The 12,306-nt window shown below is 56.9% G+C and carries 9 protein-coding genes and 1 pseudogene; 6 read left to right on the forward strand and 4 right to left on the reverse strand.

The features are described 5' to 3' along the window. Positions 1-361: 361 nt before the first annotated feature. Together BMY73_RS28765 and BMY73_RS28770 are read right to left on the reverse strand one after the other, a co-directional pair. Positions 362-1,096, reverse strand: a complete 735-nt coding sequence (locus tag BMY73_RS28765; RefSeq protein WP_370588154.1) for a methyl-accepting chemotaxis protein — start codon at positions 1,094-1,096, stop codon at positions 362-364. A gap of 123 nt (positions 1,097-1,219) precedes the next feature. Next, positions 1,220-1,993, reverse strand: a pseudogene (locus BMY73_RS28770) (cache domain-containing protein); the annotation flags it as partial. A 595-nt stretch (positions 1,994-2,588) separates the two neighbouring features. On the opposite strand from BMY73_RS28770, the gene BMY73_RS07935 reads away from it, so the two are divergent. Beyond that, positions 2,589-2,981 carry a response regulator gene (locus BMY73_RS07935; RefSeq protein WP_062385982.1) on the forward strand — a complete coding sequence of 131 codons (393 nt, stop codon included), beginning with the start codon at positions 2,589-2,591 and terminating at the stop codon, positions 2,979-2,981. 3 nt (positions 2,982-2,984) lie between these two features. Here BMY73_RS07935 and BMY73_RS07940 read toward each other — a convergent pair whose 3' ends face one another. After that, complete coding sequence (locus BMY73_RS07940; protein ID WP_062385918.1) at positions 2,985-3,593, reverse strand: TetR/AcrR family transcriptional regulator; 609 nt, start codon at positions 3,591-3,593, stop codon at positions 2,985-2,987. Between the two features lie 159 nt (positions 3,594-3,752). Here BMY73_RS07940 and BMY73_RS07945 point away from each other — a divergent pair, with 159 nt between their 5' ends. The 5 genes from BMY73_RS07945 to BMY73_RS07965 all read left to right on the forward strand — a co-directional run bounded on the left by BMY73_RS07945 (position 3,753) and on the right by BMY73_RS07965 (position 11,342). Further along, entirely contained in the window at positions 3,753-4,682 is a 930-nt protein-coding gene (locus tag BMY73_RS07945; RefSeq protein ID WP_062385916.1) for a DUF808 domain-containing protein, read from the forward strand. 30 nt (positions 4,683-4,712) lie between these two features. Next, positions 4,713-4,937, forward strand: coding sequence for a hypothetical protein (locus BMY73_RS07950; protein WP_062385915.1), 225 nt, complete (start codon positions 4,713-4,715; stop codon positions 4,935-4,937). A gap of 242 nt (positions 4,938-5,179) precedes the next feature. Next, on the forward strand, positions 5,180-5,476 hold the full coding sequence (locus tag BMY73_RS07955; protein ID WP_062385913.1) for a hypothetical protein: 297 nt from the start codon (positions 5,180-5,182) through the stop codon (positions 5,474-5,476). 81 nt (positions 5,477-5,557) lie between these two features. After that, positions 5,558-8,275: an RHS repeat domain-containing protein gene (locus BMY73_RS07960; protein ID WP_092406246.1), complete on the forward strand. Its 2,718-nt coding sequence runs from the start codon at positions 5,558-5,560 to the stop codon at positions 8,273-8,275. Positions 8,276-8,516: 241 nt separating this feature from the next. Then, a complete protein-coding gene (locus BMY73_RS07965) occupies positions 8,517-11,342 on the forward strand; it encodes an RHS repeat domain-containing protein (protein ID WP_092406248.1) in 2,826 nt (941 codons plus the stop codon). Positions 11,343-11,449: 107 nt separating this feature from the next. Here the strand turns inward: BMY73_RS07965 and BMY73_RS07970 are convergent, their stop codons facing one another. Then, complete coding sequence (locus tag BMY73_RS07970) at positions 11,450-12,238, reverse strand: outer membrane protein OmpK (protein ID WP_092406250.1); 789 nt, start codon at positions 12,236-12,238, stop codon at positions 11,450-11,452. Positions 12,239-12,306 lie beyond the last annotated feature (68 nt).

Genomic DNA, 12,306 nt, shown 5'->3' on the forward strand with positions numbered 1-12,306 from the left:
TGTATACATAGTGGCTGAGTCTGCTGTTGTGAGCAAGGCCGTGCGCGGAGCGAGGGAACAATCAGCTTGCTCACGATGGGAGTGGGCCAGTTTCATCAGTGCTGAATGCCCCATCTCATTCGTCAGCAAGCTGAATCCCACAGGTCTGCGGCCTGGACACCAGTTTGTGAGCCAATCCAGACCCTGTAGGACACTTGGTTACTTGGTGTCTTTTCAAGTAACCCGCCGAAGGCGGAACAGTTTGGCCGTTAGGACAAACCAAACCCTCAGCGTCACCCCGAATAGTAGAAATGCACACCATAAAAGCCGGATCCTCCGGTTGATAAGGTGTTTCCAGTTATGGCCCTATCGCTTCTACCGATTAAACCCTGAACTGCCTCAACAACCCGTTCAACTGTTCACTCAGGCCTTTGAGCTGCGCGCTCGCCGCGCTTGATTCCTCGGCCGCGACCGCTGTGCTTTGCGACAGCTGCGCCGCCTGCGTAACGTTCTGGTTGATGTCCTCCACCACGTGGGATTGCTGCAGGGTCGCGCTCGCGATCGAGGCGTTCAGGCCATTGAGATTGCGCAGCGCCTGGCTGATCGAGGTCAGGCTCTGGCCAGCCAGATTGGCCTGCTCGATGGTCAGTTGCGACGCGCGGCTGCTGTCGCCGATCACTTTCACGGCGGCGTCGGAGTGACTTTGCAGGCGCTCGATCATGGCCTGAATCTCGGCAGTGGATTTTTGCGTCCGTTGCGCCAGAAGACGCACTTCATCGGCCACCACGGCGAACCCTCGGCCCTGATCGCCTGCCCGTGCCGCTTCGATCGCGGCGTTCAGGGCCAGCAAGTTGGTCTGCTCGGCGATGGAACTGATGACCTCCAGTACGCCGCCGATCTGCGTGCTTTCGCTGGACAACGTACGGATCACCTCCACGGCCTTGTCGATGGTGCCGGACAGGTGATCGATCTGCTTCAGGCTGCTGTCGATATTGGCCTGACCTTGTTGCGCCTGGGACTCGGCATTGCGCATCTCGCTGGCGGCGTGCTCGGCGTTTTTCGCCACATCCTGCACGCCATAGGTCACTTCGTTGACCGCCGTGGCGACCTGTTCCATCTGCAGGGACTGCTGCTGGCTCCTTTCCTGGGCCTGCACGGCATTGTTGCCCAGCTCGCTGGACGCCTGCCCCAGCCCGGCGGCCGACAGTTGCAGCTCGCCGACCACCCGACGCAGTTTGGCGGTGAAGGCATTGAAATGGGTGGCCAGTTGCGTGATCTCGTCGTTGCCTTGGGTTTCCAGGCTGCGGGTCAGGTCACTTTCACCGCTGGCGATATTGGCCATCGCGTCCACGGTGGTTTTCAGCGGGCCCGCAATGCTGCGGCCAATGAGCATCAGCAGCACGGCCATGACCAGAATGATGCCGAGGCTGATCGACAGTGCCTTGATCACTTGTTGCTGGAACTCGGCCTGCACATCGTCGACGTACACGCCGGATCCGATGATCCAGCCCCATGGCGTGAATAACGAGATGTAGGAGGTTTTCTGCACGGCATCACTGGCCCCCGGTTTTGGCCAGCGGTAGTGGACCAGGCCAGCACCCTTGGCCTTGGCCAGCGTCACCATCTCGTTGAAGACCTGAAAGCCATCGGGGTCTTTGATGCCCGACAAGTCTTGACCCACCAGCTTGGGGTTAGCCGGATGCATGATCATCACCGGGCGCAGATCGTTGATCCAGAAATAGTCGGTCTGGTTGTAGCGCAACCCGCGAATGGCATCCATCGCCTGCTGCTGAGCCTGTTCTCGGGTCAGCGATCCGGCGCGTTCCAGCCCGTGGTAATAGTCGAGCAGGCCACTGGCGGTCTGCACCACGTGCATGGTCTTCTGGGCCTTGGCGTCATAGAGGTCATCGTGGATTTGTTTGAGCATGGCCACCGCCAGCATGAACAGCATCATCACAGCGACGATAAGGATCAGCCATAGACGCCGGCTGATCGAAAAATTGCGCATATTCATAACCGTCACTCCGTTCGTTGTTCTTGTATTTGCGCAAGCCGTTTCTGAGCCCGGTGTGCGTGACAGCAAATCTTCCACGTCCGTGGCTGGCAAAGCATGCCCGTCATAAGCGTCTCGGCTACTTAAGGCCAAACCTGAGAGCGTTGTAATGCATTTCCTCAACAAGTCGTTGAATAATTCTTAAACGTCGTAGGAGTTGACCAAGAGGTGACGTCATATTGTTAGAGGTATGGCGAAAGGCTTACACCAAGTCGAGCGTTTCGCTATGGATTGGATCCCATTATCGACGTACATTAGGCCCATCAACTGCAGCGACGGAACGCTGCAGGATCAAGGACGATCGACCGTTGCCAGGCATTGGCGGCCGACAGGAAGTTGGACGGTCTTGCACAAACCCGCTTCGGCGGGTTTTTTCATGCCCGCCAAATGGCCGTTGCGTCTCTACGCCTGCCCTCTGTTACAACCGTTTCGACCAAATGTCGTCGCTTAATGGAATTTCCAGCGCTTGCGCCGTTCACAGTACGGACAACAACCCGAGTCCAGGACAGGGCCGGCCGGGCAGGCAATGGGAAGAATTATGGTGGACGCAGCGCAAATGGCAGCAAACGGGCAGCAAAAAGGACTCATTCTGGTGGTGGAGGATGAGTCGATCATTCGCGATTTTGTCTGCGAGATTCTGGGTGACGAGGGGTTTTCAACCCATGCCCTGGAAAGCGCGGACGAGGCCGCGAAATTTCTCGACGACCACGCCGACCGAGTGTCGCTGCTGTTGACCGACATCCTGATGCCGGGCACGTTGAACGGTGCCGATCTGGCCAACCTGTCGGGCAACAAATGGCCGCAGATTCCGATACTCATCATGTCGGGACACGAGACGCCGGAAAGCTCTGGCGTCCAGCACGCGGTTACCTTTATTCGCAAACCCTGGAGCTTTGGTCAACTGCTCGACGGTGTCGACAAGGCGCTGCAAAGCGGCAAGGCGGTCTAGGAATCAGCGGTCGGGCTCACACCCTTTCAGCACAAGACGAATGATGGTCTGGGCGGCGGCTTCGTAGTCAGCGTCGTCCAGCTTCGGCTTGCCGGTGACCGTCGATATCTGCCAGTCGAAATCCGCATACGTCTGCGTCGCGGCCCAGATGCTGAACATCAGATGGTGGGGATCGATCGGCGCTATCAGGCCGTTGTCGATCCAGCCCTGGATACAGTCGATATTGTGTTTGGCCTGACCATTGAGTTGCTCGACCTGCTCGGGCGTCAGGTGCGGTGCGCCGTGCATGATTTCGCTCGCGAAGACCTTGGACGCGAAGGGCAGCTCTTGTGAAATACGAATCTTGGAGCGGATGTAGCCGCTCAGCACCTCGGCCGGCACGCCGTCGCGATTGAAGGGCGTCGAGGCCTGAAGGATCGGCTCGATGATACTTTCCAGTACCTCGCGGTAGAGGTTTTCCTTCGACTTGAAATAGTAGTAAACGTTGGGCTTGGGCACACCGGCCTTGGCGGCGATGTCGCTGGTTTTGGTGGCGGCGAAACCCTTGTCGGCGAATTCTTCACTGGCTGCGCGCAGGATCAGTTCTTTGTTGCGCTCGCGGATGCTGCTCATAAAGCTGAATATCCTTGCCTGCTCGGCGGTGGCGAATGGTAGCACCGGCCTCGCGGCAGGCTCAAGACGGGTGCTGGAGGGGCCAGCGACGGCCCGACAGGTTATGCTTTGCAATCAACCCTCATGACTTCGCACGAACCCGGAAACAGGACATCGCACATGGCAGGAAGCAGTTTGCTGGTATTGATCGACGACATCGCGACCGTCCTCGATGACGTTGCGCTGATGACCAAGATGGCGGCGAAGAAAACCGCCGGCGTGCTGGGTGACGATCTCGCCCTCAATGCGCAGCAGGTATCGGGCGTACGTGCCGAGCGCGAGTTGCCGGTGGTATGGGCCGTCGCCAAAGGCTCGTTCGTCAACAAGCTCATTCTGGTGCCAGCAGCGCTGGCGATCAGTGCATTCATTCCCTGGGCCGTCACGCCCCTGTTGATGCTCGGCGGCGCCTATCTGTGTTTCGAAGGTTTCGAAAAGCTGGCGCACAGGTTCCTGCACAGCCCACAGGACGATCAGGCAGAGCATGCGCAACTGACCGAGGCGGTGGCGAACCCGGCGACCGATCTGGTGGCGTTCGAGAAAGACAAGATCAAGGGGGCGGTGCGTACTGATTTCATTCTCTCGGCGGAAATCATCGCAATCACACTGGGCACGGTCGCCGAGGCGTCGCTGACGCAGCAGATCATCGTGCTGTCGGGCATTGCCATTGTCATGACCATCGGTGTCTATGGCCTGGTGGGTGCCATCGTCAAGCTGGATGACGGCGGCCTGTACCTCAGCGAACTGAAAGGCGAGGGCGCACTGCGGCGCATGCAACGGGCGCTCGGGCGAGGCGTACTGAGCGCGGCTCCGTACATGATGAAAAGCCTGTCGGTCATTGGTACGGCGGCGATGTTTCTGGTGGGGGGAGGCATCCTGACCCACGGTCTGCCTGTGCTGCACCATGGCATTGAGCGGCTGGCATCGGCCGCCGGTGGTCTATCGTTTATCGTGCCAACGCTGCTCAATGCGGTGGCGGGAATAATTGCCGGTGGTATTGTGTTGGCGGTGGTCATGGGAGCGGGAAAAATCTGGCGCCTTTTCAAGGCCTGAACGCGTACTCGGTGGCGAGGTGTCGGCACAATGAACAGCCCTTTGTTTTCCAGTGTGGTTGCCTATGCCCAACACTGTGAGCGGCAGTTGGTAGAGATCCTTCATCGTCGACCGTCGCTTGATCGGCAGCAGGTCATGACGTGGGTCGATGAACAAAGCCATGCGATGAAGGACCGGGACCCTCTGGATCTTTTGCGTTCGCTCAACGCCAAGGTACGTGCCGGCAAGCCGTTGCCCTGGGAGGGCCATCCCTGAGGCGTGCTCTGCCGCCGCGAACCTGTCGATCAGAATCAGCGAGCTCATCCACGGGTTGAAATCCAGCGTTATTGAAGGTAATCGCCGACCGTTTTTACCCGGTGTCGTGGCAGGCATTTTTTCGGGACGTAGCGTGCCGGGTGAGGGGTTATCGCTGAGTGAGCGAGATGTAAACTGTCGAGCGGCCAGTGGACAGACGAAGGCGCTTGATCACTGCCGCCTGATAGGGAAGGAGAGGCTTTATGCACGGATACGGAATGTCCGGTGATTTGTTGTACCTGTTTGCTTATCTGTTGACCATCGTCGCTTGGCTGTACTTGTGGCTGACGTGTGTGTTCAGCGCCAAAGTACCCTTCAAACGAAAATTGGGAACCCACGCCTTACTGATCCTCTCGCTGGGCGTGCCCAGCCTGGCGACGCTCATGGTGGGTGGTGCGTTTCTGCTGTTTGGGCTGGAGTACATCCTCTGGAGCCTGATGGTGGTCGGGGTCGGTTTCCCCATCGCCAGCGCCCAGATGGTTCGCGCCCGCCAGAGCTGACGACCGTGCGTCGCCCTTGAGCGCTCAAGGCCGTGTTCGTGTCTAGCCTTAATCCATGGCACAGACACGGATGTCGGCACAATGAACCTTCACGCCCATACGCCTTCGCTCATGGTCATCGATGCCCGTGGGTTGTCAGTGCGCCAGGTGCGTTTCTGCCGCACCGATGATCTGTCGACTGCCGAGCCCCGGCTTGTCAGGCAGGTTTTCGACCTTCCCGGTCGGCTGGTGTCCAGCTTCGATTCCCGTCTTGATCTTCCCAATACCTCGACGATCCAAGCCCTCGGTGGCGCAGCGTTGCTCAGCAGCAGCGTCGATGCGGGCTGGCGGGTAAGGCTGTCGGGCGCATCGGGACAGGTGCTGGAGACGTGGGACAGCCGTGGTGGCCGAACGTCCATCAGCCATGACGCGCTGTTACGGCCTGTGGTGGTCGTCGAACAATTGGAGGGGCAGGCTGCCAGAGCGGTTGAGCGCTTTACGTACGGTGACGCTTCCACCGAATCCGCCGCTCATAACCAGTGCGGGCAACTGCTGCGCAGGGATGATCCTGCGGGCAGTACCGCTTTTCTGGCATTCGGTTTGACGGGGGCGTGTTTACGTCAACAGCGGCGCTTTCTATTGGAACTCGATCAGCCGGACTGGCCCGTTGCAATGTCGGAGCGTGATGCATGGCTTGAGGTTGAAGGTCATGTGTCGTCGAGTGTGGTCGGTCCATTGGGCGAAGTGCTTGAAAGCTGCGACGCTCAAGGGCATCGGCAACTAAGGCATTACGGACGCAACGGGCAGCTCAAACAAATGAGCGTGAAACTGGCCAACGCTGAATCGACGCTGGCACTGGTCAGTGATATTCGCTACAACGCATTGGGCGCTGTGGAGCAGGAAACAGCGGGCAACGGCGTCATCAGCACCGCGGTCTATGACGCGGCAGACGGTCGTTTGCTCAGGCTGCGGGCGCAGTCTCCCGAGCGGACATTCCAGGACCTGAATTACGCCTACGACCCGGTTGGCAACGTGGTGAGCATCGAAGACGCCGCACAATCGACCGGGCATTTCAGCCAGCAGCGCACCGACCCGGTCAATCGCTATCGTTATGACAGCTTGTATCAACTGATCGAAGCCACGGGACGAGAAGTCGCAGTGTTCAATCATGGACCGCACCTGCCTTCGTTTCAGACCCTGCCCCTGGATGTCGGTTGCCTGATCAATTACACCCAGCGCTTCGAATACGACGCTGGCGGAAACTTGCTGGCGCGGCATCACTCGGGCGCTGAAACCTGGCGCATGGCGGTGTCCTCAACGAGCAATCGCAGCCTGCCCCTGCAGGCAGACGGAACACTGCCGGACGAGGGACAGATCATTGAAGCCTTCGACGGCAACGGTAATTTAAAAGCGCTGCAACCGGGTCAGGCAATGATGTGGGATGCGCGAAATCAACTCAGTGAAGTCACTGCGGTGAAGCGCGAGGATGGGCCTGATGACAGCGAACTTTATCGCTACGACGGCGAGGGTCAGCGGGTGCGAAAGGTGCGGGTGAGCCTGACGCGCAGTCGCACGTTGACAGCCCGGGTGCGTTACTTGCCAGGGCTCGAAATTCATCGCAATGAGGCAACCGGTGAAGTGCGGCATGTGCTGACGGTAGAGGCGGGGCGCAACAGCGTGAGGCTATTGCATTGGGAGTCCGGCAAACCCGACGGCGTCGAGAATGATCAACTGCGCTACAGCCTCAGTGATCACCTGGGCTCTAGCGCCCTCGAACTTGATCAAGACGCCAAGTTGATCAGCCACGAAGGTTATTACCCGTTTGGCGGCACAGCATGGTGGACGGCGCGAAGTGCTGTTGAGGCCAGCTACAAGACCGTGCGTTATTCCGGGAAAGAACGCGATGCGACAGGGCTTTATTACTATGGGTCCAGGTATTACGCGCCTTGGTTGCAGCGCTGGATTAATCCGGATCCTGCGGGGGATATTGATGGAAAGAATCTTTATCTGTTCGTGAGCCAAAGTCCCGTCAGCAAACGTGATCCCGACGGCAATCGAGGTGAACACATAAGCTATTTCTCGAGCGACTTACGGGATCGTCTACAAGACGCGAGTAATAAAGCGATTCACCGCTACGACTCAGTCAAAAAATTCAAGCACAAAGACCAGGGCCTTGGCATCTTTGGCTCCAGTATGAGGGAAGGTACTACCCAGAGCGTATTCACCAGCAAGATGAAACCGCATAAATGGACAATCATTCATGCTTATAAGAGGACCTTGAATGATCAAGCGTATTACGCGAATGAGGTGTTTCAGGAACAGTATGTGCAGGTAGCAACCAAACGGGGATTTTTTGGCCACTTGCCCTCTGTCGTGAAGCTTGAAACGATTGACAACAGTCAGACACTTGCGATCGCCAAACGATTTAACGAGGGACAAGATTTCAAAGAGCAATTCCTCACGGCACCGCTTGGCAAAATGAGTCATCGTCTGATGACTGATTTTGGATTGGAAATAATGAGCGTAAACAAAAAAACGTCGGGCGGGACGATAGACATATACCTGAGCGTCCGTCCGACCAATCACGTAGACAGGGGCGGCCATTCAACCGCCGACGTTACGCCTTCGGTTTTCGATACCAGCGCTCTTCCTGCATCCGTAAACGCCAATTCTGTGTCGAGCGACAGTGAAGCGCCACCCCTACCAGCGACTTCGCCACCTCACCGTTCTGCGGTGTACTTTCCACGTTTTGAACGGGTGCCAACCAGGGAAATAAGCGTGTCGCGGACAGTGATCACCAGAAGATCAGCCAATCATTGAAGTGCTTCAGACAGTGTTCGTTAACCGTTTCATGCATGGAGTGCAGGAAATGAACGTTCATACTCATACACGTTGATAGAGATTTTTTCGATCAAGGGGTATGACGGTAACGTACAGAACAGCGTGCGAGCGGATTGCCCGTACCAATGGGCAGAGATGAGGACCGTGCGTCGGCCCTGAGCGCTCAAGGCCGTGTTCGTGTCTAGCCTTAATCCATGGCACAGACACGGATGTCGGCACAATGAACCTTCACTCCCATACGCCTTCACTCATGGTCATCGATGCCCGTGGGTTGTCAGTGCGCCAGGTGCGTTTCTGCCGCACCGATGATCTGTCGGCTGCCGAATCTCGGCTTGTCAGGCAGGTTTTTGACATTCCCGGACGCCTGGTGTCCAGCTTCGATTCACGACTTGATAATCCCCATACGTCGACGATTCATGCGCTCTCCGGCCCAGCGTTGCTTACCGTCAGCGTCGATGCAGGCTGGCGGGTGAACCTGTCGGGCGAATCGGGACGGGTGCTGGAGACGTGGGACAGCCGTGGCAACCGAACGTCCATCAGCCACGACGCGCTGTTACGGCCTGTGGTGGTGGTCGAACAATTGGAGGGGCAGGCTGCCAGAGCGGTTGAGCGCTTTACGTACGGTGACACTTCCACCGAATCCGCCGCGCATAACCAGTGCGGGCAACTGCTGCGCAGGGATGATCCTGCGGGCAGTTCCGCTTTTCTGGCATTTGGTTTGACGGGTGCGTGTTTACGTCAACAGCGGCGCTTTCTATTGGAACTCGATCAGCCGGACTGGCCCGTTGCAATGTCGGAGCGTGATGCATGGCTTGAGACTGACAACTATGTGTCGTCGAGTGTGGTCGGTCCATTGGACGATGTGATTGAAAGCAGCGACGCTCAAGGGCACCGGCAACTAAGGCATTACGGGCGCGACGGGCAGCTCAAACAAATGAGCGTGAAACTGGCCAACGCTGAATCGACGCTGACGCTGGTCAGTGATATCCGCTACAACGCATTGGGCGCTGTGGAGCAGGAAACGGCGGGCAACGGCGTCATCAGCACCGCGGTCTATGACGCGGCAGACGGTCGTTTGCTCAGGCTGCGGGCTCAGTCTCCCGAGCGGACATTCCAGGACCTGAATTACGCCTACGACCCGGTTGGCAACGTGGTGAGCATCGAAGACGCCGCACAATCGACCGGGCATTTCAGCCAGCAGCGCACCGACCCGGTCAATCGCTATCGTTATGACAGCTTGTATCAACTGATCGAAGCCACGGGACGAGAAGTCGCAGTGTTCAATCATGGACCGCACCTGCCTTCGTTTCAGACCCTGCCGCTGGATCCTGGTCGCCTGATCAATTACACACAGCGCTTTGATTACGACATGGGTGGCAATCTAATCGCCCGTCATCACAGCGGGACCGACACTTGGCGCATGGCGACATCAACAACCAGCAATCGCAGCCTGCCTCAGCGTGCTGACGGTTCGCTTCCCGATGATGAGCAGATGACTGCCAGCTTTGATGGGCACGGCAATCTCATCGAGCTGCAACCCGGTCAAGCCATGGGTTGGGATGCGCGAAACCAGCTCTGCGATATCACCTCAGTCATTCGCGACGACGGCCCGAACGATGGTGAGCTTTATCGTTACGACGGTGACAGCCAGCGTGTGCGCAAAGTGCGCTATACACAGACGCGCAGTCGGATCCTGACCGGTGAAGTTCGTTACTTGCCGGGTCTGGAAATCCATCGCGACGACGCCACTGCAGAGGTTCGGCATGTGCTGACAGTCGAGGCGGGACGTTGCACCGTGCGGGTGTTGCATTGGGACTCGGGCAAGCCCAATGACCTGGCGAACGACCAATCGCGTTACAGCCTCAGTGATCATCTCGGCTCGAGCACGCTGGAACTCGATGACGCCGCGAACCTGATCAGCCATGAAGGCTATTACCCGTATGGCGGTACGGCGTGGTGGGTAGGGCGCAGTGCCGTAGAGGCAAAATACAAGGTCGTGCGTTATTCGGGTAAAGAGCGGGATGCGGCCGGACTTTATTATTACGGATTCCGGTATTACGCACCGTGGTTGCAGCGGTGGATCAGTCCGGATCCGGCGGGGAATGTGGATGGGTTGAACAGGTATGAGATGGTCGAAAACAACCCGGTCTGCTTTACGGATCCCAACGGATTGATGAAAGACACCGCAGGGTGCTCTCCAATTGGCGGAAGCCGACGCACCAAACAACAGTTCATCAGCGCCAGTATGAGTCACTTTGATAACTATATAGTTCCCAAAGTCATGGAAAGAAAAGAACGAGATAAAGCGTTGGCTGTGACTGCGCTGATCAAAAGAACTCAATCGGGTCATGCCAATTCTATAGGCGAATTGCTGGAGGAAAGCGTTCGATTATTGGCTAGCGCAAAAATGACCTTTAATATTCGGCCTGAGCGAATAAAAAAACTTGAAGGTGAGTCGATTGCCAATATTTGGTCCGTGTCGCCCAGGGCCAATACGTATACAGAATGGCGAGACAAACTGGAAAATCAAATGTTTGAGTATGCCCATTCAGAATTTTCGTTGACGCGCAAGGCTGCCGATGGAGGCCTAAATAAAGGCAAGCGCTATTCGCGACCTGTATATGGGGCATTGGAGCTTATTAATGATCCTGTGACGGTCGGCGGAGCGCCTAACTATGGACGAGCAGCGTTCTATATTCCGGAAGTTTCACGACAGTACATGACGATGACGGCCGTAGACAGCCTGGAACGCGATTTGACGATAGGCGATTTGGCCATTCGGGATAATGTATATCCCCTGATTACTGGCATGCGGCCTGGGAGTTGGGAAATATTGCATGGTGTGGTTTCTGGTAAGCCTGGCGTCAGGGTGACGGAAACGTCAACGTACATAGAGTGGCAATCTCATGCCCCCCTTTATTGGGGGAAAATGGAGGAGTTGAAGTTTCAAGATGTGGCAGCTATTAGCCACGTTACGGAAGCGCCTGCGGCAATCAGGTTTTTAAAACGCCACGCACTGGCCGCAACCGTAAAAAGTTATGGATAATCCCTGAAAATACCGTCGTTTGTGGTCCGAAGGGTTTCGGTGTCGGTTTCGATGTCAAATGTATCTTCACTCGGCAGTGGCCCTGATAAGGGCCACTGCTCGCGCGCTTAGAAAAACACTTTCACCAACAAACTCGCGGTGTTCTGGTCCGTATCGAAATAACGGGTGTCATTGATCCCGTACTTATTGGTCCAGTAGTCATACTCGATACCTACGTACAACTGCCTTTCCGGCAGGTTCATCGCCTTGCCCAGGTCGTATTTGATCTGCGGGTTGAAGTGTAGGTTGGAGTGGTAGTCGCCTTTGCTGTTGGACTGCTTGTTGTCCACCACCCAGTCCATGAAGCCGTCGATCAGGATGTCGGACTTGCCCACCGGAATGGTGTAGGACCAGACCGGGGTGATCTGCCAGGCGCCATAGCCTGCACGATGCCCGTCGTTGTAACGCTTGTAGAAGTTAAGCTGGAAGTAGTCGAAACCCGGGATGTTCAGGTCAAAGCCGGGGCCGATCAGATACGACTCGACATCGCCCTCACCGAACTCATACGTGCCCGCCAGCAACACGTCCTTGATCGGACCCAGTTCGAATTTCTGATCGAAAATCTTGCCCATCGACAGGCGAGGGGAGAACTCGCCGTAGAGCGTGTTATGGCCGACGCCCGCATCTTTTTTGCCGTTGTAGAAGATGTTGTCGACGAACAGGAAGTTGTCGCCGTATTTCCAGCCATCAGCATGTTCAAAGGTCAAGGTTTGCTGAATTTCCGGGTTCACGGCGAAGTCTTTGCCGTAAAGATACGTCAGGCTGTTGCTCTGCCACTGCAACAGATCGCCGGACATGGCCGGGGCGGCAGCAAGCAGGCTGCCTGCGGCCATCAGGCTGGAAAGTGTGCGGTTCATGCGGTTACTCCCTAAGGTGAAAGTCGTCGTTGCTCATGGTTGACGCTCTGGTTCGGCGCCTTGTTTTT

The organism is Pseudomonas sp. NFACC02, from assembly GCF_900110765.1.
GTDB lineage: Bacteria > Pseudomonadota > Gammaproteobacteria > Pseudomonadales > Pseudomonadaceae > Aquipseudomonas.

Excerpts from the sequence above, each read along its gene's own strand:
- BMY73_RS28765 (WP_370588154.1), bottom strand. The coding sequence starts at position 1,096 with ATGGAACAGGTCGCCACGGCGGTCAACGAAGTGACCTATGGCGTGCAG.
- BMY73_RS07960 (WP_092406246.1), top strand. The coding sequence starts at position 5,558 with ATGAACCTTCACGCCCATACGCCTTCGCTCATGGTCATCGATGCCCGT.
- BMY73_RS07955 (WP_062385913.1), top strand. The coding sequence starts at position 5,180 with ATGCACGGATACGGAATGTCCGGTGATTTGTTGTACCTGTTTGCTTAT.
- BMY73_RS07970 (WP_092406250.1), bottom strand. The coding sequence starts at position 12,238 with ATGAACCGCACACTTTCCAGCCTGATGGCCGCAGGCAGCCTGCTTGCT.
- BMY73_RS07950 (WP_062385915.1), top strand. The coding sequence starts at position 4,713 with ATGAACAGCCCTTTGTTTTCCAGTGTGGTTGCCTATGCCCAACACTGT.
- BMY73_RS07965 (WP_092406248.1), top strand. The coding sequence starts at position 8,517 with ATGAACCTTCACTCCCATACGCCTTCACTCATGGTCATCGATGCCCGT.
- BMY73_RS07935 (WP_062385982.1), top strand. The coding sequence starts at position 2,589 with ATGGCAGCAAACGGGCAGCAAAAAGGACTCATTCTGGTGGTGGAGGAT.
- BMY73_RS07940 (WP_062385918.1), bottom strand. The coding sequence starts at position 3,593 with ATGAGCAGCATCCGCGAGCGCAACAAAGAACTGATCCTGCGCGCAGCC.
- BMY73_RS07945 (WP_062385916.1), top strand. The coding sequence starts at position 3,753 with ATGGCAGGAAGCAGTTTGCTGGTATTGATCGACGACATCGCGACCGTC.